Below are 26303 nucleotides of genomic sequence, written 5' to 3'. Positions count from 1 at the left end.
CGCGCGCGGTTCGATGGCCGAACGGATCCTGCGCCGCCGCCTGCTGGACACGCTCTCGGGCCTGCGCGGCTGCCGCCTGGTGGTGGAGGACGCCGGCCAAGTCCACGTGCTCGGCCAGCCCGATGCCACAGGAGCCACTCCGCTGCAGGCACATATGCGCGTCCACGCCCCGGCGTTCTGGCGCATGGCCGCACTCAACGGCAGCGTCGGCGCCGGCGAGGCGTACATGGAAGGCCTGTGGGACTGCGACGATCTGGTCGCCCTGATGCGCATGCTGGTGCGCAATCGCGACCTGCTCGATGCGCTCGACAGCGGCACCGCGCGGGTAGGCGCAGTGGCGATGAAGGCCTTGCACGCACTGTCACGCAATACCCGCACCGGCAGCCGACGCAACATCGCCGCGCACTACGACCTGGGCAACCCGCTGTTCTCGCTGTTCCTGGACGAGAACCTGATGTACTCATCGGCCATCTACGAACACGCCGACGAGTCGCTGGAAACCGCCGCCACCCGCAAGCTGGACCGCATCTGCCAGAAGCTGCAGCTCGGCCCGGAGCATCGCGTCGTGGAGATCGGCACCGGCTGGGGCGGCTTCGCCCTGCATGCGGCGGGCAAGTACGGCTGCCATGTCACCACCACCACGATCTCGCGCGAGCAGCACGACCTAGCGGCCCAGCGCATCGCCGCCGCCGGCCTGGGCGAGCGCATCACCCTGCTGATGCAGGATTACCGCGATCTGGAGGGCTGCTTCGACCGGGTCGTCTCGATCGAGATGATCGAAGCCATCGGCCATCAGTACCTGGACACCTATTTCGCCAAGGTCTCCGACCTGCTCGCCCCCGACGGCCAGGCCCTGATCCAGGCCATCACCATCGAAGACCACCGCTACGCGCAGGCGCGCGACTCGGTGGACTTCATCAAGCGGCATATCTTCCCGGGGAGCTTTATCCCCTCGGTGGCGGCCATGACCGGCGCCATCGCCCGCGCCAGCGACCTGCGCCTGTTCAACCTGGAGGACATCGGGCCCAGCTACGCGCTGACCCTGCGTGCGTGGCGCCAGCGCTTCCTGGGCAAGCTCGACCAGGTGCGGGCGCTGGGTTACGACGCACGCTTCATCCGGATGTGGGAGTTCTACCTGGTGTACTGCGAGGCGGGCTTCCTGGAGCGCTCCATCGGCGATGTGCACCTGTGGCTCACCAAGCCCGGTGCGCGCGCGGCGCAGTATCCCTACGCCTTGGCGCACGTGTGATGCCGACCTCGCGCCATCTGGTCAACTATCTCGCGCTGCAGGCCCAGTGGCTCTTCGCGGTCTGGGGTGCGGGTCGCGGCCTGTGGTGGCCGTCTCTGGTGGCGCTGGCCGGCTTCGCCCTGGTGCATGTCGCCCTTGGCGGTTCGCTGCGCCGTGAGGCCGGGTTGGTGGGACTGGCGGTGTTGCTGGGCGCCCTGGTCGATTCGGTGATGGCGGCCAGTGGCCTGGTGCACTACGCCGCGCCATTGCCCTGGTCGCATCTGGCGCCGGCCTGGATCCTGGCGCTGTGGGCGGGCCTGGCGCTCACGCTTCGCCATTCGCTGGCCTGGCTGATGCGTCGCCCGCCGCTGGCAGTGCTGGTCATGGGTATCGGCGGACCGGTGTCCTACCTTGGCGCGCAGAGCGGATTCGATGCGGTGCGATTCTCTGCCCCGACCTTTGCCGGCCTGGTGACACTCGGCGCGCTTTGGGCCGCGGCAACCGGGGTGCTGGCCATGGCAGCCCTGCACACGCCACGCGTCCCCCGCGTCCACCCGGTGGGCCCCTCATGAACGCCTGGCCCCTGCTCTGGATTTTCCTGGGCGCCGTCGCGCTGATGCTGCTGGCATGGGCCTGGCAGTTGCGCACCCGCAACGCGGGCGTGGTCGATGTGGTGTGGTCGTTCGGCATGGCCGCCAGTGCGATGACCTACGCCGTGCTGCTCGACGGAGCCTTGCTGCCCCGGCTGCTGGTGGCCGTGCTCGGCGGCGCCTGGGGCCTGCGCCTGGCCTGGCACCTGGGCACCCGCGTGTTCGGCGATGCACACGAGGATGGGCGCTACGCGTACCTGCGCAAGCATTGGGACGATGCCCAGGGCAAGTTCCTGCTGTTCTTCCTGGCCCAGGCGCTGATGATCGTGCTGCTGTCGATCCCGTTCTGGATCGTCGCCCACAACCCACGCGGCGACTGGAGCCTGTGGACCACGCTGGGTGTCCTGATCTGGGCCATGTCGGTCGCGGGTGAGAGCCTGGCCGACCGCCAACTGGCGGCCTGGAAGCGCGACCCCGCTCACAAAGGTGAGACCTGCCGGGACGGGCTGTGGCGTTATTCGCGTCATCCGAATTATTTCTTCGAATGGCTGCACTGGTTCGCCTATGTGTGCCTGGCCGTCGGCCTGCCCTGGGGCTGGGTCCTGGGCAGCCTGTGCGGCCCGGCGTTGATGCTGGCCTTTCTGTACCGTGTCACCGGGATCCCATACACAGAAGCGCAATCACTGCGCAGCCGCGGCGAGGACTATGCGCGTTACCAGCGCACGACCAGCGCCTTCTTCCCGCGCCCACCCAAACGTTGATCGAGCTGGAGAGAATCAGACGATGTCCGCACCCACCCCGTTCACCGAACAAGCCCCCACCCGCGAGAGCCTGGCCACGCGCCTGGCCGAGTCCGGCCGCCTGCCCGACCCGCTGCTGCGCATGGGCATCCGCCGCCTGTGCGCCCAACGCCTCAAGGACGAGCGCAAGGGCGGCCCGGAGGCCGTTTTCGCGCGTCAGCAGGCCTGGCTGGATGGCCTGCGCGAGGACGCCATCGCGGTCGAGACCGAGGCCGCCAACCGCCAACACTACGAGTTGCCGCCGGAGTTCTTCCGCCTGTGCCTGGGCAAGCACCTCAAGTACAGCGCCTGTTTCTGGGACGACTCGACCCGCGACCTGACCCAGGCCGAGGAAAAGATGCTGCGTCTGTACTGCGAGCACGCCCAGTTGGCCAATGCCAGCCGCGTGCTGGAGCTGGGCTGCGGCTGGGGTTCGATGACCCTGTGGATGGCCGAACGCTATCCGCAGCTGATGATCACGGCGGTCTCCAACTCGGCCTCGCAGAAAGCCTTCATCGAGGCCCGCTGCCGGGAGCGCGCCGTCTTCAACGTCGAGGTCATCACCGCCGACGTCAACGCCCTGCAATTGCCCGCCGAGATGTTCGACCGGGTGATCTCGATCGAGATGTTCGAGCACATGCGCAACTACCAGGCGCTGCTGTCCAAGGTCGCCGGCTGGCTCAAGCCCGGCGGCAAGCTGTTCGTGCACATCTTCTGCCACCGCGAACTGCTGTATCTGTTCGAGACCGAGGGCAGTGACAACTGGATGGGACGACACTTCTTTACCGGCGGGCTGATGCCAGCCGCCGATACGCTGCTCAAGTTCCAGGACCAGCTGACCATCGAGGAGCGCTGGCTGCTGTCGGGCACGCATTACGAGAAGACCGCCAACGCCTGGCTGGAAAAGCAGGATGCCAATCGCGACCAGGTCATGGGCCTGATGCGCCAGACCTACGGCGTGGCCGATGCCGGGCGCTGGTACCAGCGCTGGCGCATGTTCTGGATGGCCTGTGCGGAGCTGTTCGGTTACTCGGGCGGCAATGAGTGGATGGTCGCCCACTATCGCTTCAAGCGCTGAGCTGCCCAGCGCCGGTGTCCAGCGACACCGGCGCCACGCGACCCTGGATCAGGGGGCCGGACGAAGCTGCATGGCCAACCACGCGCCCAGGCCGACCAGCAGCAATCCGCCGGCAATGCTGACGCCCAGGTTGGCCAGCACCGCAAGACCGCGGCCCTCGCGCAGCAGCATCAGGCTCTCCATCATCAGCGAGGAGAACGTGGTCAGGCCGCCCATGATTCCCACGATGAGGAAGGCGCGCAGGTAGAGCGCGGCCGGTCCGCGATCCTCCAGCCAGACCAGCAGGAAGCCGCCTACCAGCGATCCGAGGAAATTCACCGCCATCGTGCCGTATGGAAACCCGGCGCCGAAGTGCCGCACAAGCTGCCCACCCACCCAGAATCGCGTAGCGGCCCCAATCGCGCCGCCGCACATCACCAGCGCCAGCTGTTGCCACCAGATCGCGGGGTTCATGCGTTTCTCCCGACACACACCGACGAGAAGGACGGAAGAAGCGAAGCGTGTTGCGGCATGACGGTCTCCTTGGGATCGGAATGCCGGGGCACGCGCCTGCCGCCCCGGCGTGGGGGTTGGCAGGCATCATCAGCACGACGGGTCACGCCGGCGGTTCAAGGAGGAATGCCATCTCCTGTGGCCGCGCAATATACCGACGCTCAGCGGCCCTTGTCAGCCCGCGCCTGCGCCCGCGCCGCGCGCAGCGCATCGAGTTTCTGCTTGAGCTTGATCTCCATGCCCCGCTCGACCGGCTCGTAATAGACCCGCTCGCCCATCGCATCGGGAAAGCCGGTCTGGTCCAGGGCGATGCCGCCTTCGGCGTCGTGGTCGTACTGGTAACCGTCGCCGTAGCCCAGGCCCTTCATCAGCTTGGTCGGCGCGTTGCGCAGGTGCATCGGCACCTCCTGGGTCCCGGTCTGGCGTACCTCGGCCTTGGCCAGGTTGAAGGCGGAATAGCCGGCATTGGACTTGGCCGTGGCCGCCAGGTACAGCACCAGCTGGGCCAGCGCCAGCTCGCCTTCCGGACTGCCCAGGCGCTCGTAGATGTCCCAGGCTTCCAGTGCCATCTGCTGCGCGCGCGGGTCGGCCAGGCCGATGTCCTCGATCGCCATGCGCGTCAGCCGCCGGGCCAGGTAGGCGCGGTCGCAGCCGCCATCGAGCATGCGCGTGAGCCAGTACAGGGCCGAGTCCGGATTCGAGCTGCGCACGGATTTGTGCAGTGCCGAGATCTGGTCGTAGAACTGCTCCCCACCCTTGTCGAAGCGGCGCGTGCGGTCGGCCAGGACCTGGACCAGGGTGGCCTCGGTGATTTCGCCACCCTCGTCCACCGCCAGTTCCGCGGCGATTTCCAGCAGGGTCAGCGCGCGGCGCACGTCGCCATCGGCCGCCCCGGCGATCTGCAGCAGGGCCTCGTCGGAGATCCGCAGATCCTGTCCGCCCAGGCCGCGTTCGGCATCGCCCAGCGCATGGCGCAGCGCCTGGGCGATGTCGGCCGGCGAGACCGCCTCCATCACGTGCACGCGGCAACGCGAGAGCAGCGCGGAATTCAGTTCGAAGGAGGGATTCTCGGTCGTCGCGCCGACGAACAGGATCGTGCCGCGCTCGATATGCGGCAGGAACGCGTCCTGCTGGCCCTTGTTGAACCGATGCACCTCATCGACGAACAGGACCGTGCGCCGTCCCTGGGCAAAGCGATGTGCGGCCTCGGCCAGCACCTGGCGCACCTCCGGCAAACCAGACAACACGGCGGAGATCGCCTTGAACTCGGCATCGGCGTACTGGGCCAACAGCAGGGACAAGGTGGTCTTGCCGCACCCCGGCGGCCCCCACAGGATCATCGAATGCACCCGGCCGGATTCGACCGCACGCCGCAACGCAGTGCCCGGCGCCAGCAGCCGGCGCTGACCGACCATCTCGTCCAGCGTCTGCGGCCGCATGCGCTCGGCCAGCGGCTGCATGGCGCTACGGTCCACGCTCAGCAGGTCGGGCGCGTCATCGGGAAAGGTCTTGGCTCTGGCCACGCCGGCATTGTATCGCGGCGCCGCAAATGCCCTGTCGAAACTGGCAGCCCCGGCCTGCCGATTCCGACGGATTGCTGGCGCGGCAGGCTCACGACGCCCGCGCCAGCACGCCGCCGTTGGACGGCGTCAGTTGACGTCGCCCACCACGTCCACGTCCTTGCCCGGCGCGTAACGGAAGGTCCCGCTCGGGAAGGAAGGATTGCGCTTCCAACCACTGAAGGCGACCTCGGTGCGCTGTCCCACCGCATCGGTGAACTCCATGCGCTTGAGCTGCCCATCGGCAAAGCCAAGGCGCGCCACCTCGAAGCCACTGCTGTCGTCGCTGCGCTTAGGGGTGAGCGTCATCCATTCCAGGCCGGCTTCGTCCGGGCCCTGGCTGACATCGAACTTGCTGTCCAGCTCGGCCGGCTTCATCAGCGCGGCCAGCGGGCTGGTCTGGGCTTCGTTGCCCTGCGCACGCACAGTGGCCTGCTGCAAGTCAGGCTCGTAAATCCAGACCTTCTTGCCGTCGGCCACGATGAGCTGCTCGTAGGGTTTGGCGTATTCCCAGCGGAACAGGTCCGGTGCCGACAGCGCCACGCGCCCGCTCGACTGTTCCTTGAGCCCGCCGTTGCCGTTGTAGACCTTCTGCGTGAACTGCCCATCCAGGCCCTTCAGGCCACTGGTGAAGGTAGTCAGCTGGTCACGCGCGCCGGCCAGGGCGGTGCCGGCCAGCAGGACCGTTCCCAGAACGGCCAGTCGCAGTGTGCGAATCATGGGAAACCCCTGTCGTGTTATTTCCGGTGCCAAGTGTGACGCGGCGTGCCTGAATCGGCATTCCATCCCCGGGCAGGACGCGTCCGGATGTTCAGCGCGACGCGCCGGAGGCCGTCTGCACCGTGGACAGGTCGCCATAGAGCACCTGCCCGCGGAAGCCGCGGCGCACGTCCTGGTAGAGCGCACGGAACGCGGCGTAGTCCTGCGGCTGGCAACGCTGATCCGGCCCGCGCATCGCGTTGAGCTGCAGGCGGTGGGTGGCGGTGATCTGCTGCCCGTCCCGCGTCCAGGTCACCTCGTAGCGTCCGGCCGCGTTGGCGTAATGGGCGCTGCGCGGGATGGCGATGATCGGCACCGAGTCCGGGAAGCGCAGCACGTAGGTTTCCTCACGCAGGGTCTGGTTGCACTGGAAGGGCGTGAGATTGGTCGGGGCCACGGCCTTGGCATACAGGCCCCGCATGGAGTCGGCACCGGGCATGTCGGGCAGGGTCATGCCACCGACGGTGGAGAAATCGACCTCGTCACGCGCGCTGAAGTCGAACGCGTAGCCAAAGGGATGCTCCAGGTCGTCGGCGCGGCCACGCAACTGCAGGTGGCCCTGGCCGTCCAGCCCCGAGCCGGCCATGATCGAGTCTTCGATGCGCTGGCGGTTCTGCACGGTCAGTTGCGAGAACGTGCCACGCAGGCCGATCTCCCCCGTCGGACCGCTATCGATCTGCGTATGCCCGCTGACATTCCCCTTGTCGTCGTAATCGAAGGTGCTGATGGCGCGGTAGGCACTGCGCGAAGGGTCGTTCGGCGGGGTGCGCGCCACCAGGCCATCGGCGGTATGCACCACCGGCGCGTCCAGGTCGGACGCAGGCAATTGCCCGAAAGGCGCATAAGGATCGGTCGAGTCCAGGTATAGGCCGAACTCGGGCACCCAGGTGATGGCATGGTTGAAGCGCCCAAGCACCACGCCAGGCGGCAGGACCGGACCGCCGCCGGCACCGATGAGCACCGGCGAACTGGCGATGCCCTTGGCCGCCAGCAGCGCCTCCAGGATCACGGTGTGGTCCTTGCAGTCGCCGTAACGGTTGGCCAGGATCGCGTCGGCCGGGTTGGGCTCCAGCCCGCCGTTGCCCAGGTACACCGCGACGTAGCGGATATGGGTGGCGACCCATTCGTAGAGGGCCCGCGCCTGGCCCTGGCGGTCGTCGATCCCCGCCGTGATCGCATCGGCTTGGCGCTGGATGGCGGGCGTGACCTGCGCGGCCTTGCCCGCGGCCACCTGGTAGGCCCGCCCCAGCTGCCCCCAGGTCTGGAAGGTGCTGGCCGTGATCCCCGGGCTGTATTCCCAGGCCGGCACGCTCCACGGCTGCGGCTCCATCGGCGTGGGATTGCGATAGGTCCAGGTCCAATGGGCCTGGCCGTCCTTCACCGTCCGCGCGCCGCCCTGCATCCCGGTGGCGTGCAGGAACATCGGCATGTCCGCCGGCGCGGTCAGCGTGACCTTGGCCTGGTCGAACTGCTGCATCCGCGGGAAGCTCTCCCACAGACTGAAGTAACCCGGGAAGTACGGTTGCACCTGATGGGTGCTGTAGCGATAGACCAGCCGCGTGCCCGGCGCCAGGTTCGGGAAGACGATGACCTTGACCTTGCGGTCGGCATACATCGCCGCCGAGGCGCTGGAATAGCTTTCCTGCGTGTAGATGCGGTCCGGTGCCACGTCATGGCGTACGCCGTCCGGGGTCACCGTGTAGGCGGCCAGGACCTTCAGGCGCTCCATTTTCTCGCTGTAGCTCAGGCGCACTTGGCTCCAGGCATCCACGCCAGCCTTGGTCCGCACCAGGATCTCGTATTCGTCGGTCTGCGTACTGGTGTAATCGGGCGCGACGACGTAGTCGGCCAGGGAGCGGACGAAGCTGAAATTGGTGCTGGCTTCATCGGCGGGCGCCCTGCCCGCTTCGCCGTCGCCGGTCTGGGCCAGCGCTGGCCAGCACAGCCAGACGCAACACAGGATCAGCAGTCGGCGCATGAGCGGGATTCCGGATCGGGGGAGCGGCATTGGAGTCCGCGCCCCCGGTTTGGTTCCCGGCCGGACGGATGCAAAGTCGGCGAGGTTCACCGTGGCGGCGGCGGCGCCAGCACGCTGCGATCACCATTGTGTTCGGGCGGACTGACCACCCCGGCCGCCTCCATGGCTTCCACCAACCGCGCGGCGCGGTTGTAGCCGATCTTCAGCCGCCGCTGCACGCCGGAGATCGACGCACGCCGGGTTTCGGTGACCACCTTGACCGCCTCGTCGTAGAGCGGATCGCTTTCATCTCCGCCGCCGCCACTGGTCTCGGGCAGGCCGGTCGCGCCGACCACCACGCCGTCGCCCATGGTCTGGACCTCCTCCAGCACGCCCTCGATGTAATCCACCGGGCCGCTGGCCTTGAGGTGCTCGACCACGCGATGCACTTCCTCGTCGGAGACGAAGGCGCCGTGCACGCGGTCCGGCATCGCCGTGCCGGGGGGCAGGTACAGCATGTCGCCATGGCCGAGCAGGGTTTCGGCGCCGGACTGGTCGAGGATGGTGCGCGAGTCGATCTTGGAGCTGACCTGGAAGGCGATGCGCGTGGGGATGTTGGCCTTGATCAGGCCGGTGATCACGTCCACCGACGGGCGCTGGGTGGCCAGGATCAGGTGGATGCCGGCGGCGCGCGCCTTCTGCGCCAGGCGCGCGATGAGTTCTTCGACCTTCTTGCCGACGATCATCATCATGTCGGCGAATTCGTCGATGAAGATCACGATGAAGGGCAGCGGCTCCAGCTGCCGTGGCATCTCGTCCAGGTCCGGGTTGGGCTTGAACAGCGGGTCCATCAGCGGCTGCCCGGCTTCCAGAGCGTCCTTGACCTTCTTGTTGAAGCCGGCCAGGTTGCGCACGCCGACCGCGCTCATCAGCTTGTAGCGACGCTCCATCTCGGCCACGCACCAGCGCAGGCCGTTGGCAGCCTCCTTCATGTCGGTGACCACCGGCGCCAGCAGGTGCGGGATGCCCTCGTAGACGCTGAGCTCCAGCATCTTCGGGTCGATCATCAGCATCCGCAGGTCTTTCGGGCTGGCCTTATACAGCAGGCTCAGCACCATGGCGTTGACCGCCACCGACTTGCCCGAACCGGTCGTACCGGCTACCAGCAGGTGCGGCATGCGCGCCAGGTCGGCCACGGTCGGCTGCCCGGCGATGCCCTTGCCCAGCGCCAGGGTCAGGTGGCTGGCGGACTTGTCGTACTCGCGTGAGCGCAGCAGCTCGGAGAGATAGATCATCTCGCGGCTGGTATTGGGGATTTCCAGGCCGATCACGGTCTTGCCCGGGATCACGTCCACCACGCGCACGGATTTGACCGACAGGCCACGCGCCAGGTCCTTGTCCAGCGAACTGATCTGGCTGACCTTCACGCCCGGCGCCGGCTCCAGCTCGAAGCGGGTGATGACCGGGCCGGGATAGGCCCCGACCACCTGCACGTCGATGCGGAAATCCTTGAGCTTGAACTCGATCTGCCGCGACAGGGTCTCCAGGGTTTCCTCGGAATAGCCCTTGGCCTGCGGCTTGGGATCGTCCAGCAGGGCCAGCGGCGGCAGTCCGTCGGCCGTGGCGCCGGTGCCGTGGAACAGCGGGATCTGGGTCTCGCGCTTGGCCCGTTCGCTCTTCTCGACCACCACGGCAACGGGGGCCTCGATCTTGACCGGCTCGCGCTTGGCCCGGGCCACGGTGTCGGCCTTGCGGACCTCCTCGCGCTGTTCGCGGATCGCGCGGGTCTTCTGCCAGTCCTCGGCCTGCTTGCTGCCCCGCCGCAACAACGCCGGCAGGGCCACGACCCCCGCCCCGATACGCTCCATCACCGCGAACCACGACAGCCCCGTCGCCAGGGTGATCGACACCAGAAACAGAGCCAGCAGGAACAGGCTGGAGCCGAGCGCGCCGAACAGCGTGGTCAGCGAGTTACCGACCAACCGGCCCAGGATGCCGCCCGCGCCCGCCGAAAAATCGTTGGCCGCCAGGCCGCGCATATGCAGCAGACCCGACGCCGAAATCAAAAAGCCCACCATCCCCACCAGGCGCAGCGCCGGCCCCAGGTCGGCCTCGCCCTGCTCGCCCTTGTCCATGCCAAACAGGGCGATCCAGGCGATGGCTCCCAGGATCACCGGCAGCACGAACGCCACGTAGCCGCAGAAGCCCAACAGCATGTCGGCGACCATCGCCCCCACGTGCCCGCCCAGGTTGTGGATCGGCGTGGTCAGGCTGCCGGCCTTGGACCAGCTGGGATCCTGGGGCGAATACGTGAACAGGCACGCCAGCAGATACAGCAGCACCGGCGCAATCACGATCAGTGCCAGATCACGCCACAGGCGCTGGCGACCGGGATTGGGTGGCGATGTCGGCGTGTTGCGGCGCGCCTTGGGGGCGTCCTTTGACTTGCCGCGTTCCGGGAGCGCTTTTGCCACCTTGGGATCCGACCTCAGAAATACTTCGTTAGTGTTTGATACTAAACGAATCTGAAAGGGAAATCAGTGCTGTCATGGCCCTGGCACGGGATCGGACCGCCGAGGGCGGAACGCCGCGTCGATCCGAGCGGATCGGCCTGAGCATTCCATCGGCGCGCCTTGATTCGTCCTGCCCGCACCGCCACTCTATGCGCCTGCACAACGGGCCTGTTCGCGTCCGTTCCGCGCTTTTTCGCCACAAATTTCGAGTATACATGAGCACTTCCAAGCACAGCCGCCTGTTGATCCTGGGCTCCGGTCCGGCCGGATGGACCGCCGCTGTTTACGCCGCGCGCGCCAATCTCAAGCCCGTGGTGATCACCGGCCTGCAGCAGGGCGGCCAGCTGATGACCACCACCGAAGTGGACAACTGGCCGGGCGATGCCCACGGCCTGATGGGCCCGGACCTGATGGCGCGCATGCAGGCCCACGCCGAGCGCTTCGAGACCGAGGTCATCTTCGACCACATCCATACCGCCGATGTGTCCCAGCGTCCGTTCAAGCTGTCCGGCGACTCGGGCGAGTACACCTGCGACGCACTGATCATCGCCACCGGCGCCACGGCCAAGTACCTGGGGCTGGCGTCGGAGGAAGCCTTCAAGGGCCGCGGCGTTTCGGCCTGCGCGACCTGCGACGGCTTCTTCTACCGCGACCAGGACGTGGCCGTGGTCGGCGGCGGCAACACCGCCGTGGAAGAGGCCCTCTACCTGTCCAACATCGCCAACAAGGTCTATCTGGTCCACCGTCGCGACACCCTGCGCGCGGAAAAGATCATGCAGGACAAGCTGCAGGCCAAGATCGACGCCGGCAAGATCGTCCCGGTGTGGCACCACGTGGTGGACGAGGTGCTGGGCGACGAGGCCGGGGTGACCGGCCTGCGGGTCAAGTCGGTGCTGGACGACAGCACCCAGGACCTGAAGGTGCATGGCTTCTTCGTGGCCATCGGCCATACGCCCAATACCAGCCTGTTCGACGGCCAGTTGGGCATGAACAATGGCTACCTGACCATCCAGTCGGGCCTGGACGGCAACGCCACCCAGACCACGGTGCCGGGCGTGTTCGCCGCCGGCGATGTGGCCGACCAGCACTACCGCCAGGCCATCACCTCGGCCGGCTTCGGCTGCATGGCCGCGCTGGACGCCGAGCGCTTTCTGGACAAGGGCGCCTGAGCCGGAACACACGGTGATCTCGCTGGGAATGGATTCCCACGACGTTCTGCGCGCGGCCGTGCTCCACGGCGGCTGGCTGGCCTGGCCGGCCGCCGCCCTGCTGCTCATTGGCCTGTGGCGATGCAGGCAGCGCAAGACGCGCGTCGCCCTGGCAGGGCTATGCGCCGCCACGCTGCTGTTCCTGTGGGCACGGTTTGCCGAGCCCAACCTGATCGTGGTTCGTCACACCGTGCTGCACGGCACCGGCGGCGCGGCACGCATCGTGCTGATCGCCGATCCGCACCTGGGCATGTTCAAGGGCGCCGACTTCCTGCGGCGCGTCGTGGCGCGGATCAATCCCCTGCAGGCCGACGCGGTGTTGATCGCCGGCGATCTGACCTACGAACCGCAGGGGCAGTCGCTCGATACCCTGTTCGCGCCACTGGCCGCCCTCAAGCCCCCGACCTACGCGGTCCTGGGCAATCACGATGAGCAAAAGCCTGGTCCGGAGATCGACTTAGCCTTGCGTGCGGCCCTGCGCGCGCAGGGCGTCGCGGTGATCGAAGGACGCACGACGCAGTTGCACGGGTTCGAGCTTGCCGGACTGGGAGATCGCTGGGCCGGCAAGGACGATGCCGGTTTTCTCGCCCGGATCCCGTCCAGCCGGCCCCTGCTGGTCCTTGCGCACAGCCCGGACAGCGCCGATCGCCTGCAGCCGCGTGAACACCTGTTGCTTCTGGCCGGACATACGCACGGGGGTCAACTGCGGATCCCGTGGCTGTACAGGCAGGTGCTCCCGGTGCGCCATGGCTTCGATCGGGGCGAGCAATGGTATGCGGGCCCGCGTGGACGCATCCGCGTCTACACGACCTCCGGCCTGGGCGAGAGCGGCTTGCCGGTGCGGTTGTTCGATCCTCCCGTGATCGACCTGCTCGAACTGCGTCCCTAGACGTTTCCACTCCGTGCAGCACCACCTTCTACACCCCGCTCGCGATGAGGCTGGGCATACTGTGGACTGTCTCCGCTGCTGGTCCACCCTGCCCCGATGATGTCCAAGTGGAAGCTGGCCTGGGCCAGGATCACGCGCAGGATGTGGTTCCGCGCCACGCTCTACGGGGCGCTCGGCGTGGTGACCGCGCTGGCCGGTGCCTTCGTGAAGTTCCTGCTGCCCGTCGGCCTGGCCGGCAAGATCGGCGCGGATTCGGTCGGCAACATCCTGGGCATCCTGGCCGCCTCGATGCTGACGGTGACCACCTTCTCCCTGTCCACCATGGTCTCGGCTTACGGCTCGGCCTCCAGCAGTGCCACGCCGCGCGCCGCGCGCCTGCTGATCGAGGACACGCGCGCGCAAGGGGCGCTGGCCACCTTCATCGGCGCCTTCCTGTTTTCCATCGTCGGCCTGATTGCGCTCAGCACGGGCATCTACGGCGACAGTGGGCGGCTGGTGCTGTTCGGCGCCACCATCGTGGTGATCGTGCTGATCACCGTCACCCTGCTGCGCTCGATCGAACAGCTCTCGCGCTTCGGGCGTATGGGCGAAACCGTGGACTTGGTCGAGCGCGCCACGCGGGCAGCGATGCAGCGGCGTGCGGAGGACCCGCTGCTGGGCGGCATGCATTGCCTCGATGCCCTTCCCGCCGACACCCAGCCGATCGGCGCGCGCCAGGTCGGCTATGTGGAGCACATCGATACCGCGCGACTGCACGCCCTGGCCGAAGAACACGACCTCACCGTGCACGTGGCCTGCCAGCCCGGCACTTTCGCCACCCCGGACCGTCCGTTGCTCCATATCCAAGGCCAGCCCGATCAGGAACTCACCGAGCAGCTGCGTGCCGCCATCAGCCTGGCCGACGCACGCACGATCGAGAACGATCCCCGCTACGGCCTGGTGGTGCTGACCGAGATCGCGCTGCGGGCGATGTCCCCGGCGATCAACGACCCCGGCACCTGCATCGACGTGGTCGGCACCTGCGTGCGGCTGCTGTCCGGCTGGGCAGGCAAGTGCGCACAGGGCGAGATGCCGGAGGTGAAGTACCCCCGCGTCCACGTCGCCCCCTTGGACGAAACCGACATGTTCGACGACGTGTTTCCACTGATCTCACGTGAGGCGGCCACCTCGCTCGAAGTCCAGGTTCGCCTGCAGAAGGCCTATGCGGCGCTGGCGGCCTCTGGTTACGCCCCCATGCGCCGGTCGGCGCATCTCCATGCCGGCCTGTCCCTGGACCGGGCGCTGCAGCACATGGACTTTGCCCCGGACCGCAAGCGCCTGCAGGAGGTCGCGGCACGGGAGAACGGCGTGGAACCGGGGGCGCATGGGGCAGCGGCGCCGGAGCGGTCTTGATGGAAGCACGCTGGATCCGGGCGCTGGACGGGCTTGAAGCGACACAGTGGGATGCGCTGCACGACGGCAGCAACCCCTTCCTCCACCACGCTTTCCTGTCAGGCCTGGAACAGACCGGGTGCCTGCGGACTGATTGGGGATGGACACCGCAGCACCTGACCCTGTGGGAAGGCGATCGGCTGGTGGCCGCCGCACCGGGCTATCTCAAGACCAACTCGCATGGCGAGTTCGTGTTCGACCATGCCTGGGCCCATGCCTATGCGCGCTATGGCCAGGACTACTTCCCCAAGTGGCTGTGCGCGGTGCCCTATTCGCCAGTGACCGGCCCGCGCCTGCTCGCACCCACCCCAACGCTGCGCCAGGCGCTGCTGCTGGCCATGCAGGCGCATGTCGGGCGCCACGGACTGTCCTCGGCGCACGTGAACTTCTATAACGAGGCCGAGGACGCCGCGTTCGGCGCCGAGTGGCTGGCGCGTACCGACGTGCAGTACCAGTGGCGCAATACGGCCGGCTGGCGGACCTTCGATGACTTCCTGGCCGCAATGGACCACAAGCATCGCAAGAACATCCGCCAGGAACGGGCCAAGGTGGCGCGCGCCGGCGTGCGCTTCCGGGTGGTCCACGGCGACGAGGCCAGCGATGACGACCTGGAGGCGATGTATGGCTTCTACCTGCAGACCTTCCACGAGTACGGCAATTCGCCTGCGCTGACCCTGGAATTCCTGCAGGCCCTGGCCCTGCGCATGCCGCGTGCGCTGGTGATCTTTCTGGCCGAGTACGAAGGGCGCCCGGTTGCCGGCGCCCTCTGCCTGCGCGGTGGGAACAGCCTCTATGGCCGCTACTGGGGCGCGGACGCCAGCCTGGCCGGGCTGCACTTCGAGACCTGCTACTACCAGGGGATCGACTACTGCCTGCGCGAGGGTCTGACCCACTTCGAACCCGGGGCCCAGGGCGTGCACAAGATCGCGCGGGGCTTCTTGCCGAGCTTCGTGCGCAGCCGCCACTGGATCGGCGATGAGGCTTTTCGCGAGGCGCTTGCGCGCTGGTGCGCCGAGGAGGACGCCTCGGTGCGCGAGCACGCGCTGATCCTCGCACAACGCTCCCCGTTCCGCTCGCCGCTGGCGTGACCGGCCCCATGGCGCCCCGATCCCTGCCCTTCCTGCTCGGCCCCGCGCAGGACGCCCCCTTTCCCGACCCCTCCCTGGCGCTCACGGAACCCGACGGCCTGCTGGCCGTGGGCGGTGACCTGTCACCACCGCGCCTGCTCAACGCCTATCGAGCTGGCATCTTTCCCTGGTTCTCGGACGGCCAGCCGCCGTTGTGGTGGTCCCCGGACCCGCGCACCGTCTTTTCCACCGGCCGCGTTCTCCTGTCCTCCCGATTCCGCCGCCAGCTGCGCGGCAGTGCCTGGGTCCTACGTGCCGATACCGCGTTCGACCAAGTGCTCCAGGCCTGCGCCACCGCGCCGCGTCCCGGCCAGGACGGCACATGGATCACCGCGGACATGGCGCACGCCTACGGACAGCTGCACCGACTCGGACACGCGCATTCGCTGGAGGTCTGGGATGACAGCGGCACGCTCGTCGGCGGCATCTACGGCATCGCCATCGGCCGCATGTTTTTTGGCGAGAGCATGTTCTCGGCATGCTCAGGAGGCTCGAAAGCCGCCCTCGCAGGCCTGTCCCACGTGCTGCGGGGCTGGGGCTGGCCGCTGATCGACGCCCAGGTCGCCAACGATCACCTGACCCGCATGGGCGCCGAGCCGATGCAACGAGACCGCTTCCTGCGCAAGATCGCAGACTTGGTGAAGCAGGAGGGCCGGATCGGCCCCTGGACCACGTCGGTGGGTCATCTGCCAGCCGCCACACTGTGCGTGGCTTAACAGCCGTATGGAGCCAGGTTCGCTTTCCCGTCCTCGCTTAGGGTGCTGATCCAGCCAATCGGGCGTGGCGCGACGATCGAATTCAAGGGGTCATGTTGAAGGCCATGCCCTTTGCTTGACTCATAGAAGTGATGCGCATACATAACCGGTCTTCCTGGATCAATGTGATTTATCTTTTTTGGATCGCTGGCGGCCCGTTCGCCACGCATTCAGGTCATGAATCTGCCGGCATCGACATGAATGGTTTGGCCTGTTAGATATTCGGTCTCGATGATCATCCGTGTCGCCGGCCAGAGTTCTTCAGGGCGACCCAAACGCCCTAGTGGAAGGTTTTCGGTGGGACCTGAAGCAATCGCTTTGGCCATTCTGCTTTCGATCAACGCGGGGGCTATGGCGTTGGCGGTAATGCGGTGCTGGCGCAGTGCAGTGGCATAGGCATGCATCAGGCTCTCGACGCCGCCTTTCGAAGCGGCATAGGCGGCTGAAAGTCCCCCGCCGGTGCGGGCGGCGGCGGACGACATGAAGATAAGCCGGCCACCGTCTCGCGTCATGTGAGGCCATGCCGCTTGCGAGACAAGAAAAGCGCTCGTCAAGTTTGCATGAAGCGTCTTCTGGAAATGCGCGAGATCGAGACGGTCGATCGGGCATACTTCGCCGATGCCCGCGTTGTTGATCACGCAGTCGATGCGACCGAAGTGCGCGAGCGTTTCATTAATAAGCCGCTGAGCATCCTCGGCGATGCTGACATCCGCCCGAATACCGATGCCGTCATTCAAGCAAGACACCAACTGATCGACTTCGGCGCTCTGAGAGCGATAATTTACAGCGACATAGTGCCCCTCGGACGCAGCCGCGACAGCGAGCGCAGCGCCGATGCCGCGTCCAGCGCCTGTGATGAGGATGACCTTTGCCAAAGGCTTCTGGATGTGCTGCATGATTGTTCAACTCGATGAAGGGGGCCTTGCCGTCCGCAGTCCTGCGGCCTCTCACCTTATTTGACGCGTCGCCATTCGATCTGGATCTCGGTGCCCTCGGGCCGCCGAAATCTCTCGGACATGCGGTCACCATCAACAGTAAGCGTCAGATCGTCACGGGTCCGCACGCTGCCCACCCAATTTGGGAATGTCGAACCCAAGACACGGTTTCCGCTAAATTCTCCATTGCTGTCGACAGTATAGGTGCCGAAGAATCCGATACTGCGTGACATCGCCATACGGTTCTCTTTATCCGTCCCCTCACCGCGCGCATTGGACGCAAAACGAGGCGTGTCGGCGTCGGTAAGTACCTCCACGAAGTGCATATCGGGCGTAAAGACGAGGAGACTGTTGGGCTTTTCTCCATAGGCGGTAATATTCTTTCCGGCAGGGTCAATCGTCGCCGATACCATTTTCCATGTGCCCAGTACCTGATTTTCAGCGCTGGTCTGTGCGAAGGCGAATGAGGACAAGGTGCCGAGGGCGAGCGCCAGCATGACGGGACGAATAGACATGTTTTTTCCTCTGTTCCTGGTGTCTAGGTTGCGGCGACTTCACGGAGCCTGGCGGTCGGTGGAATGGGCGACTTCCCACTGCGCCTCGAGTGCCTGCCGGTGATGAACCATGTTTTCTTCAGGCGATTACCCGTTTGCAAGTCTGCGAATGTAAATCACGGGGGTTGGTGTTATAAGATCTTCAATATGGGATGAGGTGGTGAGGAATAATCACGAATGGTGCGTCCCAGCCTGAATGACCTGGCCGCCTTCACGGCAGTGGCCAGTCACCTCAGCTTTCGCAGGGCGGCAGACGTCATGGGGGTCTCGCGCTCCGCGCTCAGCCACACGATCATCGGACTCGAGGGCAAACTGGGCATCCGGCTTTTCGACCGGACGACACGCCGCGTGTCACTGACCCAGGCTGGCGCCCGGATGCTCGCTCGGTTCCACCCGGTTCCACCCGGTTCTTCAGGATCTCGATCAGGCGCTCGATACCCTTTCTGAGGAGCGCGGCATGCCGACCGGCACGCTGCGGATCAATGCCAACAAGAGCGGTGCCCGTATCCTCCCGAGACACGTCGTGCCTCCGTTCCTGGATCGCTATCCCGACGTCGAGCTCGATCTGGTTTCGGAAGGACGTCTCGTCGATGTCGTGGAATAGGGGTTCGATGCAGGCGTGCGCCTGATGGAGACGATTCCGCAGGACATGGTCTCGGACACGCGCATTCGCTGGAGTTCTGGGATGACACCGGCACGCTCGTCGGCGGCATCTACGGCGTGGCGATCGGTCGCATGTTTTTCGGGGAGAGCATGTTCTCGGCATGCTCGGGAGGTTCGAAAGCCGCCCTCGCAGGCCTGTCCCACGTGCTGCGGGGCTGGGGCTGGCCGCTGATCGACGCCCAGGTCGCCAACGATCACCTGACCCGCATGGGCGCCGAGCCGATGCCACGAGACCGCTTCCTGCGCAAGATTGCAGGCTTGGTGAAGCAGGAGGGCCGGATCGGCCCCTGGACCACGCCGGTGGGTCATCTGCCAGCCGCCACACTGTGCGTGGCTTAACGCATTTTTTGCGGTGACACCAGCTTCAGGTTATAATGACTGGCTTCGCGGGCCCGCCCGGTCCGCCCGCACTCTCAGCAGGCATCCATGTCGAAAGACGATTCAATCGAATTCGAAGGCGCCGTCACCGAGACGCTGCCCAACACCATGTTCCGCGTGCGCCTGGAAAACGGCCACGAGATCATCGCCCATATCTCCGGCCGCATGCGCAAGAACTACATTCGCATCCTGACCGGTGACCGGGTGAAGGTCGAAATGACGCCCTACGACCTGACCAAGGGCCGCATCACCTACCGCATGAAATAACGGGCCGCGCTTGCAGCGCCGACCGCAGAGGCAGCCGAGAGGCTGCCTTTTTGCGTTACGTCGAGGAGCGCGCCCCTGGCACCGCTGCAAACGACGGCGCACGGATCCGCCTCTCAGCCTGGAAAACGAGGAAGACGACGCAAGGCCGCCTTCCCTTCTTCTTATATTGGCTTTGGCCAATCGCCGGCGCCAGATGGACCGAAGATCAGTCCTCCACGGTCGCCGGCAGCAGCCGCTCGGGCTCGGGCTGGGCGGTGACGACGAGCTCGTCGTCCTTGACGTCGATGCTGACCTTGCCGCCCTCTATCAGCTTGCCAAACAGCAGCTCGTCAGCCAGCGGACGCTTGATCTTGTCCTGGATCACGCGGGCCATCGGGCGGGCGCCCATCTGCGGATCGAAACCATGCTGGGCCAGCCAGTCGCGCGCCTCGGGCGTGGCCGACAGGGTGACGTGCTTTTCGTGTAGCAGCATCTCCAGTTCGATCATGAACTTGTCGACCACGCGCAGGATGTGGTCGAAGCCCAGTGCCTGGAACTGCACGATCGCATCCAGGCGATTGCGGAATTCCGGGGTGAAGCCGCGGCGGATGACTTCCATCGCATCGGTGGAGTGATCCTGCTTGGTGAAGCCGATCGACCGACGCGAGGCCTGCGCCGCACCCGCATTGGTCGTCATCACTAGGATCACGTTCTTGAAGTTGGCCTCGCGCCCGTTGGTGTCGGTTAGCACGCCGCGGTCCATGACCTGCAGCAGGATGTTGAAGATGTCGGGGTGCGCCTTCTCGACCTCGTCCAGCAGCAGCACGCAGTGCGGCGTCTTGACGATCTTCTCGGTCAGCAAACCGCCCTGGTCGAATCCGACGTAGCCGGGAGGCGCACCGATCAGGCGGCTGATCGAATGCGGCTCCATGTACTCGGACATGTCGAAGCGCACCAGCTCGATGCCCAGCTGCATGGCCAACTGGCGGGTCACCTCGGTCTTGCCCACGCCGGTCGGGCCCGCGAACAGGAAGTTGCCGATCGGCTTGTCCGGATTGCCCAGGCCGCTGCGCGCCAGCTTGATGGCCGACGCCAGCGAATCGATCGCCGGATCCTGGCCGAAGATGACCATCTTCAGGTTGCGATCCAGATGCTGCAGCACGTCCTTGTCGGTCGCACTGACCTGCTTGGCCGGGATGCGCGCCATCTTGGCCACGATGGTCTCGATCTCTTCCACGTCGATCAGGGTCTTGCGCTGCTCTTCAGGCAGCAGGCGCTGTCGGGCACCGGCTTCGTCGATCACGTCGATCGCCTTGTCCGGCAGCAAGCGGTCCCCGATGTGCTTGACCGACAGGTCCACCGCGGCCTGCAGCGCCTCGTCGGCGTAGCTGACGTTGTGGTGCGACTCGTACTTGGCCTTCAGGCCCAGCAAAATCTCGTAGGTCTCGCTGATGGTCGGCTCGACCACGTCGATCTTCTGGAAACGGCGCGCCAGGGCGCGGTCCTTTTCGAAGATGCCGCGATATTCCTGGAAGGTGGTCGACCCGATGCAGCGCAGCTCGCCCGACGCCAGGGCCGGCTTGATCAGATTGGAGGCATCCATGGTGCCGCCAGAGGCCGATCCGGCGCCGATGATCGTGTGGATCTCGTCGATGAACAGCACCGCATTGGGCACCTTCTTCAGCGCGCTCAGCACGGCCTTGAGACGCTTTTCGAAGTCGCCGCGATACTTGGTCCCCGCAACCAGCGCGCCCAGGTCCAACGAATAGATGACAGCATCCTCCAGGACTTCGGGCACCTCGCCGTCGACGATGCGCTTGGCCAGACCTTCGGCCAGGGCCGTCTTGCCCACGCCGGCCTCGCCGACGTAGAGCGGATTGTTCTTGCGGCGGCGGCACAGGACCTGGATGGTGCGCTCGATTTCCTCGCCGCGCCCGACCAGCGGATCGATCCTGCCGTTGCGGGCCGCGTCGTTGAGGTTGCTGGCGTATTCGGCCAACGCGTCGCCCTTGGCTTCGCTTTCGCCGCCTTCTGCCTTGCCCTCGCCGGGTTCGGCCGATCCCTGCGCCTCGCCCTCGCCCTGCCGGGCGATGCCGTGGGACAGGTAATTGACGATGTCCAGGCGGGTGACGTCCTGCTGATTCAGGAAGTACACCGCGTGGGAATCCTTCTCGCCGAAGATCGCCACCAGCACATTGGCGCCGGTGACTTCCTTCTTGCCGGAGGACTGGACGTGGTAGACGGCCCGCTGCAGCACGCGCTGGAAGCCCAGCGTGGGCTGGGTGTCGCGTCCATCGTCCTCGGCCAGGCGCGAGACCGAGGCCTCGACCGCCTGGTCCAGATCCAGGCGCAAACGCCCGGTGTCGGCGCCGGTGGCCTTCAGGACCGCCTGCGCGGACGGGTTGTCGAGGAGGGCGAGCAGCAAGTGTTCGACCGTCATGAATTCGTGCCGCGCCTCGCGGGCACGCTTGTAGCACTGGCCGATCGTCTGCTCGAGATCTTTGCTGAACATGGGTCGCTCCCAACTGCTGTTGCCAACAATATGCGGCCTGTAGCGGGAATTTCCACAACTGCCTTGCGCTGACCTATTCAGCGCGGGTTGCGCGATACGGGCGGCTGGCTCAGGACTGTTCCATCGTGCACAGCAAAGGATGCTGACTCATCCTCGAATACTCGTTGACCTGGGCCACCTTCGACTCTGCCACTTCGCGTGTGTAGACGCCGCACACGCCGCGTCCGCGGGTGTGGACGTGCAGCATCACCTGGGTGGCCTTCTCCAGGTCCATGTTGAAGAACTGCTGCAGCACCGTGATCACGAAATCCATCGGTGTGTAGTCGTCGTTGAGCAGCAGGACCTGATACAGGGGCGGCGGGGTGACCTCCGGCTTTCCGGTTTCCACCAGGACGCCATGGTCTTGCTCGTGTTCGGGGGTGCGGGGCATGCGGCAATTATACGGAATGGACGGGCTGCGTCCGCGCACGCACAATTTGCACGATGTGCCCTGCCCGCCCGTTTTACCGCCAGGATGATTTCACCTGCGACTGTCCCAATATCGGGCCAATGTCGACAAGGAATGGATCACGATGAGCTTCCCGGATGACCGTTTTTGGCAGCCCGATACCACGGTGGCGACCATCGTGGTGCGCGACGGGCGCCTGCTGCTGGTCGAGGAGCACGCCGAGGGACGACTGGTCCTGAACCAGCCAGCCGGCCACCTCGAGCCAGACGAGAGCCTGCAGGACGCCGCCTTGCGGGAGACGCTCGAGGAAAGCGGCTGGACGGTGCGCCTGACCCATTTCGTAGGCGCCTACCAGTGGAAGGCCGAAACCGGCCGGCACTACCTGCGCTTTGCTTTCGCAGGCGAGCCGGTCTCCCACGACGCGGCGCGCGCGCTCGACGAGGGCATCGTCCGGGCACTGTGGATGACGCCGGACGAACTGCGCCAGGCGCAGGCGCGACATCGCAGTCCGCTGGTGTGGCGGGTGGCCGCCGATTACCTGGCCGGACGCCGCTTGCCGCTGTCCGCGGTGGCGCAGCTGGCATGAGCACCGCCCCGCGCGTGGTGGTCGGTGTGTCCGGCGGGGTCGACTCGTCGGTGGCCGCGCTGGAACTGGTCCGCTCGGGGGTTCCGGCCGCGGGGCTGTTCATGCAGAACTGGTCCGACGACGGCAGCGGCGATTGCCGCGCCGAGGACGACCGGCGCGACGCGGTGGCGGTTTGCGGGCGGCTGGGCTTGCCCTTTCACTTTCGCGATTTCTCGCAGGAATACTGGAATGGGGTGTTCGCGCATTTCCTGGCGGAATACGCCGCTGGGCGCACGCCCAACCCGGACGTGCTGTGTAACCGCGAGGTCAAGTTCAAGCATTTCATCGACGCGGCCCGTGAACTGGGCGCCGAGAAGATCGCCACCGGCCACTACGCCCGGGTCGAGCAGCGGGGACGCCGCTGGCACCTGCTGCGCGGGGTGGACACGGCCAAGGACCAGAGCTACTTCCTGCATCAGCTCGGGCAGGAGCAGCTGGCCGCGACCCTGTTTCCGATCGGCCACCTGCACAAGCCGGATCTGCGCGGAATCGCACGCCAGGCTGGGCTGCCGGTCCACGACAAGAAGGATTCGACCGGCATCTGCTTCATCGGCGAGCGCGATTTCCGCCAGTTCCTCGGCCAGTACCTGCCAGCCAAGACCGGGGAGATGCGCGACCCGGATGGCGCGGTCATCGGCCAGCATCCCGGCGTGTTCTTCTTTACCCTGGGGCAGCGCGAGGGGCTGAACATCGGCGGCGTCCGCGGGCGTGCCGCGGCGCCCTGGTATGTCGTGGGTAAGGACGTGACCGGCAATGTGCTCTATGTCGATCAGGACACCGCCAGTCCCTATCTGCACTCCACCCGCCTGCGCAGTGAATCGATGCATTGGGTCGCCGGCGCCGCGCCCGCCGCCCGCATCGACTGCAGTGCGCAGACCCGCTACCGGCAGGCCGCAGAGCCCTGCACGGTGCATGTACTTGAGGACGGAACACTGGATATCGAATTTGCACGCCCACAACGCGCGGTCACCCCCGGCCAATCGGTGGTGCTGTACGACGGGCAGGACTGCCTGGGCGGGGCGGTGATCGCCTCGACCAACGCGCCGCTGGAATTGCGTCTGCGGGAGCAGGCGGCATGAGCGCGCCACTGAATGAGCGCGTGCTCGCGTTGGCCGCCCTGGCCCAATCGCTGGCACAGGTGCGTCGGATCGCCGAAACCGGGCAGTCCGAGGACGGTGCGGCCAGCGCGGTGCTGGACAGTGTGTTCCGTGTCGATGCCGCTTCCACGGAGGCCGTCTACGCCCGTGCCTCGTCCCTGGCGCCGGGGCTGCGCCTGCTGCGTGATTACTTCGAAGGCCAGAACAAGGACGCGTCCCTGCCCCGCCTGGCGCTCTCGGTGCTGCAGGTCGAACGCCGCTTCGTCCGGGAAACCGACACGGTCCGCGCCGTGAGCGGTGGCCTGGAGGAAATCGCCCCCCAGGCCGCCGAGCGCGGCAGCACCCATCCGGATGTCCTGACGGCTCTGGGCACGCTCTACTCGGACACGATCAGTCACCTGCGGCCGCGGGTGATGATCCAGGGAAACCCGCATTACCTGGGCCAACCCGGCGTGGTCTCGGAGATCCGCGCAATCCTGCTGGCGGCCGTGCGCGCCGCGGTGCTGTGGCGTCAGCTGGGGGGCAGCCTTTGGGACTTCGTGTTCTCGCGCAAGGCCATGGTCCAGGCCGCACGCAGCTGGCTGGGGGCGTAAGCCGCGCAACGCACCAAGCGGCGGATCGCGCAGCGCGCCTTTCAATTTCGTCATCTCCAGCGCACGCCCCAATGCGCTGGAACGCGGTGCGAACGGCGTCGCAGATGCACCCGGCCGACTAAAGACCCAGGGGGGGCGGCCGATACAGCAATCGTGACTCTGCCGAGAACGACCATGTACTCACGCCTCCTCATCCGTCTGGCCGCTCCGCTGGTCCTGACGCTGCTCTTCCCCCTGGCCACGGCGCTGGATTGGCCCGCCGCCATGCGCTGGGCGATCCTCACCACCATGACACTGAGCTGGCTGGGCTATGCCGGCTGGGTGACCTACAGCCACTCACGCCGCTCCCCGGAGCAAAGCAAGGCGATGCGCGAGCAGGACCAGTTGCTCTCGGACCTGCGCAGCTTCGTCAGCAACGAGATCGACGGCTCGCGTAGCGAGATCGAGCGTGCCCGCGAGCTGATCCGCCAGGCGGTGTCCGGTCTGGGCGGCAGTTTCGAGGCCATGAACCGCAAGTCGCGCCAGCAGAGCCAGGCGCTGGCCCGCATCGTGGACCGGACCGGCGAGGAAGGCGGGTCGGGCATCGACGTGGCCCGCTTCGCCCAGCATGCCAGTTCGCGCATGGAACAACTGGTCGAGGCGCTGGAGCAGGTCAGCGGCCAGAGCAGCACCACGGTCCAGCACATCGACGAGATGGCCCAGCACCTGGACGGCATCTTCGCCCTGCTGGAGGACGTCAAGTCGATCGCCGACCAGACCAACCTGCTGGCGCTGAACGCGGCGATCGAAGCGGCGCGCGCCGGTGAAGCCGGGCGCGGCTTCGCGGTGGTCGCCGACGAGGTCCGCAACCTGTCCGAGCGCTCGACCAGCTTCAACGAGCAGATCCGCAAACTGGCGCACAGCTCCAAGGACGCCATTGCCAAGGTCCGCGAGACGGTCTCCAACATGGCCTCGCGCGACATGGACCGCTCACGTGAAGCGCGTCACGAGGCAGCGGCGATGCTGGACAACGTCGCGGCGATCAACCGCTCCCTGGGCGAGGGCGTGCGCGAGATCTCCGAGTGCGGCCGCTCGATCGACAGCAGCGTCGCCGAAGCCGTGCGCGCCTTGCAGTTCGAGGACATCGCCACCCAGGCCCTGGGCGGCGTCCACACCCACCTGGACCGCCTGACCGCGATCAACCGCGAGGCGGTCGGCCTGCAGGAACTGCTGCATCGCAGTGGCGGGGTGTTCGACGGCGAACTGATCGCGGCACTGCAGCGGGTGGGGACCCGCTTGCGCGAGATGCGCGTGGAGTGGGAGCGTCCGCCGCACAAGCCGGTTGCACAGCAGGACATGGGCGCGGGCACGGTGGAGTTGTTCTGAGCCAGCGCCCACGCAAGATCCGCGGCATCGAGCGACCCGGTCCGGCCCTGCGCCTGGCCGGGTCGTTCGTCCGTTGGACGTCAGCAATGCTGACGGCATCGACCCCCGTCATCCCCGACCTCTCCCCTCTGCGCACTGGTTTCGGCCATCGCCTCCCATGATCCAAGCCTTCACCCGCCAGCCCAACGAATCCGTGCCTTCCGATGACGCCCCGGCCCTCCAGCGGCTCGAGGCCCTGGCCCGCGCGGAACTGGGCCAGCTACGCGCCCAGGCCACCGCAAGCACGCCGCCGCAGGCCAAGCTCGACCCGGTCCTCGCCTCCCTGGCGTGGGATCTGGGCCTGGATGGCCATGCCCTGCAGGCCATGGGTGTTGCGACCACGGACAGCCAATAAGGCAACCGGGCCGATTGAAGGCCAGGAACGGATTGAAGCCCGCCACGCCTGGCCGGCGGATGTTCAGAACGACTGAATCCGGCGGGTTGCGCGCAGCTGTCCGCTGATCGTGAAGCGCACGCGGCAGA

The 26303-nt window shown here is 66.5% G+C and carries 26 protein-coding genes, 2 pseudogenes and 1 riboswitch; of the genes and pseudogenes, 18 read left to right on the top strand and 10 right to left on the bottom strand.

Translation table 11 applies throughout. The features are described from left to right. Positions 1 to 13 precede the first annotated feature (13 nt). The 4 genes from PJ250_RS17110 to PJ250_RS17095 are packed head-to-tail and all read left to right on the top strand — an operon-like array spanning position 14 to position 3675. Positions 14 to 1249, top strand: coding sequence for an SAM-dependent methyltransferase (locus tag PJ250_RS17110; protein WP_271648686.1), 1236 nt, complete (start codon positions 14 to 16; stop codon positions 1247 to 1249). Beyond that, a complete protein-coding gene (locus tag PJ250_RS17105) occupies positions 1249 to 1800 on the top strand; it encodes a DUF2878 domain-containing protein (RefSeq protein ID WP_271645793.1) in 552 nt (183 codons plus the stop codon). The genes PJ250_RS17110 and PJ250_RS17105 overlap by 1 nt, the downstream gene beginning before the upstream one ends. Then, positions 1797 to 2579: a DUF1295 domain-containing protein gene (locus PJ250_RS17100; RefSeq protein ID WP_271645792.1), complete on the top strand. Its 783-nt coding sequence runs from the start codon at positions 1797 to 1799 to the stop codon at positions 2577 to 2579. Before PJ250_RS17105 ends, PJ250_RS17100 begins: the two co-directional genes overlap by 4 nt. A gap of 22 nt (positions 2580 to 2601) precedes the next feature. Next, positions 2602 to 3675, top strand: coding sequence for an SAM-dependent methyltransferase (locus tag PJ250_RS17095; RefSeq protein ID WP_271645791.1), 1074 nt, complete (start codon positions 2602 to 2604; stop codon positions 3673 to 3675). A gap of 48 nt (positions 3676 to 3723) precedes the next feature. Here the strand turns inward: PJ250_RS17095 and crcB are convergent, their stop codons facing one another. From crcB to PJ250_RS17070, 5 genes are all read right to left on the bottom strand, one after another. Beyond that, positions 3724 to 4128 (bottom strand): fluoride efflux transporter CrcB, encoded by a 405-nt coding sequence (crcB, locus tag PJ250_RS17090; RefSeq protein ID WP_271645790.1) that lies wholly within the window; start codon positions 4126 to 4128, stop codon positions 3724 to 3726. 113 nt (positions 4129 to 4241) lie between these two features. After that, a riboswitch (Fluoride riboswitch) is annotated at positions 4242 to 4313 on the bottom strand. A 15-nt stretch (positions 4314 to 4328) separates the two neighbouring features. Continuing rightward, positions 4329 to 5627 (bottom strand): replication-associated recombination protein A, encoded by a 1299-nt coding sequence (locus tag PJ250_RS17085; RefSeq protein ID WP_271648685.1) that lies wholly within the window; start codon positions 5625 to 5627, stop codon positions 4329 to 4331. A 189-nt stretch (positions 5628 to 5816) separates the two neighbouring features. Continuing rightward, positions 5817 to 6446, bottom strand: a complete 630-nt coding sequence (gene lolA, locus PJ250_RS17080) for an outer membrane lipoprotein periplasmic chaperone LolA (RefSeq protein ID WP_271645788.1) — start codon at positions 6444 to 6446, stop codon at positions 5817 to 5819. A 91-nt stretch (positions 6447 to 6537) separates the two neighbouring features. Beyond that, positions 6538 to 8463: a DUF3857 domain-containing protein gene (locus PJ250_RS17075; RefSeq protein ID WP_271645786.1), complete on the bottom strand. Its 1926-nt coding sequence runs from the start codon at positions 8461 to 8463 to the stop codon at positions 6538 to 6540. 86 nt (positions 8464 to 8549) lie between these two features. Beyond that, positions 8550 to 10916, bottom strand: a complete 2367-nt coding sequence (locus PJ250_RS17070) for a DNA translocase FtsK (protein WP_271645785.1) — start codon at positions 10914 to 10916, stop codon at positions 8550 to 8552. Between the two features lie 254 nt (positions 10917 to 11170). Between PJ250_RS17070 and trxB the strand changes: the two genes are divergently transcribed. From trxB to aat, 5 genes are all read left to right on the top strand, one after another. Further along, a complete protein-coding gene (gene trxB / locus PJ250_RS17065; protein ID WP_271645784.1) occupies positions 11171 to 12124 on the top strand; it encodes a thioredoxin-disulfide reductase in 954 nt (317 codons plus the stop codon). 28 nt (positions 12125 to 12152) lie between these two features. Next, complete coding sequence (locus PJ250_RS17060; protein ID WP_271645783.1) at positions 12153 to 13052, top strand: metallophosphoesterase; 900 nt, start codon at positions 12153 to 12155, stop codon at positions 13050 to 13052. Between the two features lie 99 nt (positions 13053 to 13151). Then, positions 13152 to 14444: a DUF2254 domain-containing protein gene (locus tag PJ250_RS17055; RefSeq protein WP_271645782.1), complete on the top strand. Its 1293-nt coding sequence runs from the start codon at positions 13152 to 13154 to the stop codon at positions 14442 to 14444. Then, positions 14444 to 15571, top strand: a complete 1128-nt coding sequence (locus PJ250_RS17050) for a GNAT family N-acetyltransferase (protein WP_271645781.1) — start codon at positions 14444 to 14446, stop codon at positions 15569 to 15571. The genes PJ250_RS17055 and PJ250_RS17050 overlap by 1 nt, the downstream gene beginning before the upstream one ends. Positions 15572 to 15579: 8 nt before the next feature. Beyond that, a complete protein-coding gene (aat, locus tag PJ250_RS17045; RefSeq protein ID WP_271645780.1) occupies positions 15580 to 16326 on the top strand; it encodes a leucyl/phenylalanyl-tRNA--protein transferase in 747 nt (248 codons plus the stop codon). Positions 16327 to 16331: 5 nt separating this feature from the next. On the opposite strand, the pseudogene PJ250_RS17040 reads toward aat, so the two are convergent. From PJ250_RS17040 to PJ250_RS17030, 3 genes and pseudogenes are all read right to left on the bottom strand, one after another. Continuing rightward, positions 16332 to 16469, bottom strand: a pseudogene (locus PJ250_RS17040) (flavin reductase family protein); the annotation flags it as partial. 66 nt (positions 16470 to 16535) lie between these two features. Next, on the bottom strand, positions 16536 to 17261 hold the full coding sequence (locus tag PJ250_RS17035) for an SDR family NAD(P)-dependent oxidoreductase (protein WP_271645779.1): 726 nt from the start codon (positions 17259 to 17261) through the stop codon (positions 16536 to 16538). 56 nt (positions 17262 to 17317) lie between these two features. After that, the gene (locus PJ250_RS17030) at positions 17318 to 17815 is read right to left on the bottom strand and encodes a lipocalin-like domain-containing protein (protein WP_271645777.1); all 498 of its coding nucleotides are present in this window, start codon (positions 17813 to 17815) and stop codon (positions 17318 to 17320) included. Positions 17816 to 18031: 216 nt separating this feature from the next. On the opposite strand from PJ250_RS17030, the gene PJ250_RS17025 reads away from it, so the two are divergent. The 4 genes and pseudogenes from PJ250_RS17025 (at position 18032) to infA (ending at position 19162) form a co-directional block, all read left to right on the top strand. Further along, entirely contained in the window at positions 18032 to 18301 is a 270-nt protein-coding gene (locus PJ250_RS17025) for a LysR family transcriptional regulator (RefSeq protein WP_271645776.1), read from the top strand. A 10-nt stretch (positions 18302 to 18311) separates the two neighbouring features. Continuing rightward, on the top strand, positions 18312 to 18458 hold the full coding sequence (locus PJ250_RS17020; RefSeq protein ID WP_271645775.1) for a type 2 periplasmic-binding domain-containing protein: 147 nt from the start codon (positions 18312 to 18314) through the stop codon (positions 18456 to 18458). A 44-nt stretch (positions 18459 to 18502) separates the two neighbouring features. Further along, positions 18503 to 18856, top strand: a pseudogene (locus PJ250_RS17015) (leucyl/phenylalanyl-tRNA--protein transferase); the annotation flags it as partial. 87 nt (positions 18857 to 18943) lie between these two features. Further along, the gene (gene infA, locus PJ250_RS17010; protein ID WP_271645773.1) at positions 18944 to 19162 is read left to right on the top strand and encodes a translation initiation factor IF-1; all 219 of its coding nucleotides are present in this window, start codon (positions 18944 to 18946) and stop codon (positions 19160 to 19162) included. Between the two features lie 205 nt (positions 19163 to 19367). Here infA and clpA read toward each other — a convergent pair whose 3' ends face one another. Further along, complete coding sequence (gene clpA, locus PJ250_RS17005) at positions 19368 to 21653, bottom strand: ATP-dependent Clp protease ATP-binding subunit ClpA (protein ID WP_271645772.1); 2286 nt, start codon at positions 21651 to 21653, stop codon at positions 19368 to 19370. A gap of 109 nt (positions 21654 to 21762) precedes the next feature. Next, positions 21763 to 22083 carry an ATP-dependent Clp protease adapter ClpS gene (clpS, locus tag PJ250_RS17000; protein WP_271645771.1) on the bottom strand — a complete coding sequence of 107 codons (321 nt, stop codon included), beginning with the start codon at positions 22081 to 22083 and terminating at the stop codon, positions 21763 to 21765. Between the two features lie 142 nt (positions 22084 to 22225). Here clpS and PJ250_RS16995 point away from each other — a divergent pair, with 142 nt between their 5' ends. The 5 genes from PJ250_RS16995 (at position 22226) to PJ250_RS16975 (ending at position 26175) form a co-directional block, all read left to right on the top strand. Next, positions 22226 to 22687: an NUDIX hydrolase gene (locus PJ250_RS16995; RefSeq protein WP_271645770.1), complete on the top strand. Its 462-nt coding sequence runs from the start codon at positions 22226 to 22228 to the stop codon at positions 22685 to 22687. Further along, positions 22684 to 23805: a tRNA 2-thiouridine(34) synthase MnmA gene (gene mnmA, locus PJ250_RS16990; protein WP_271645769.1), complete on the top strand. Its 1122-nt coding sequence runs from the start codon at positions 22684 to 22686 to the stop codon at positions 23803 to 23805. Before PJ250_RS16995 ends, mnmA begins: the two co-directional genes overlap by 4 nt. Continuing rightward, a complete protein-coding gene (gene hflD, locus PJ250_RS16985; RefSeq protein ID WP_271645768.1) occupies positions 23802 to 24416 on the top strand; it encodes a high frequency lysogenization protein HflD in 615 nt (204 codons plus the stop codon). Before mnmA ends, hflD begins: the two co-directional genes overlap by 4 nt. Positions 24417 to 24590: 174 nt before the next feature. Beyond that, positions 24591 to 25781 carry a methyl-accepting chemotaxis protein gene (locus PJ250_RS16980; protein ID WP_271645767.1) on the top strand — a complete coding sequence of 397 codons (1191 nt, stop codon included), beginning with the start codon at positions 24591 to 24593 and terminating at the stop codon, positions 25779 to 25781. A 157-nt stretch (positions 25782 to 25938) separates the two neighbouring features. Then, positions 25939 to 26175 (top strand): hypothetical protein, encoded by a 237-nt coding sequence (locus PJ250_RS16975; protein WP_271645766.1) that lies wholly within the window; start codon positions 25939 to 25941, stop codon positions 26173 to 26175. Positions 26176 to 26303 lie beyond the last annotated feature (128 nt).

It is taken from the genome of Pseudoxanthomonas sp. JBR18 (genome assembly GCF_028198165.1).
Classification (GTDB): Bacteria; Pseudomonadota; Gammaproteobacteria; order Xanthomonadales; family Xanthomonadaceae; genus Pseudoxanthomonas_A.
This window is presented reverse-complemented; position numbering and strand designations above follow the sequence as displayed.